This is a genomic window from Rhizobium sp. BR 314 (genome assembly GCF_047445805.1).
Taxonomy (GTDB): domain Bacteria; phylum Pseudomonadota; class Alphaproteobacteria; order Rhizobiales; family Rhizobiaceae; genus Rhizobium; species Rhizobium lusitanum_B.
This window is the reverse complement of sequence record NZ_JARWLA010000116.1, coordinates 1-656: the sequence shown is the minus strand read 5'-3', so window position 1 is coordinate 656 and position 656 is coordinate 1. Positions and strand designations below refer to the sequence as shown.

Here is a 656-nt window from a genome sequence, read left to right as displayed (position 1 = left end):
TATCTACCCGAGATCTGGGCCGACGATGCCGAGCGGCGGCGCAAGGCGAAGATCCCTGACAGCGTCGCATTCCAGACCAAACCGGCCATCGCGCTGGAGCAGATCCGAGCCGCCCAGGCAGCCGGAGTGGCGCCCGGTGTGGTGTTGGCCGATGCCGGCTATGGCGTGGACGGCGCATTCCGCGCCGGCCTGTCGGCACTCGGCCTCGACTATGTCGTGGGCGTGCAGCCGACACTCAGCGTCTGGCGACCCGGCGAGGGACCATTGCCACCCGAGCCCTGGCGCGGAAAGGGGCGGCCAACCTCGCTGATGCGCCGCAGCCCCGAGCACAGCCCGATATCGGCCAAGGCGTTGGCGCAGGAACTGCCGCAAGATGCCTGGCAGATCATCGGCTGGCGGGAAGGAACCAACACTGACCTCAACTCTCGCTTCGCCGCCGTGCGCGTCAGGCCCGCGTCCAGGGATTACAAATTGACCGAGCCCCGCGCCGAGGAATGGCTGCTGATCGAATGGCCCGAGGGTGATGCCGAACCACTCAAATACTGGCTCTCCACTCTCCCGGCCGCCGCTTCGCTCGCAAAGCTCGTCAGCACCGCCAAGCTGCGCTGGCGCATCGAGCGCGACTATCAGGAACTCAAACAGGAACTCGGGCTCGG

Annotated in this window: 1 protein-coding gene; it reads left to right on the top strand. The window is 66.9% G+C overall.

The features are described from left to right. The coding region (locus tag QD461_RS36685; protein ID WP_414091643.1) for an IS701 family transposase at positions 1–656 on the top strand (656 nt) is incomplete at both ends.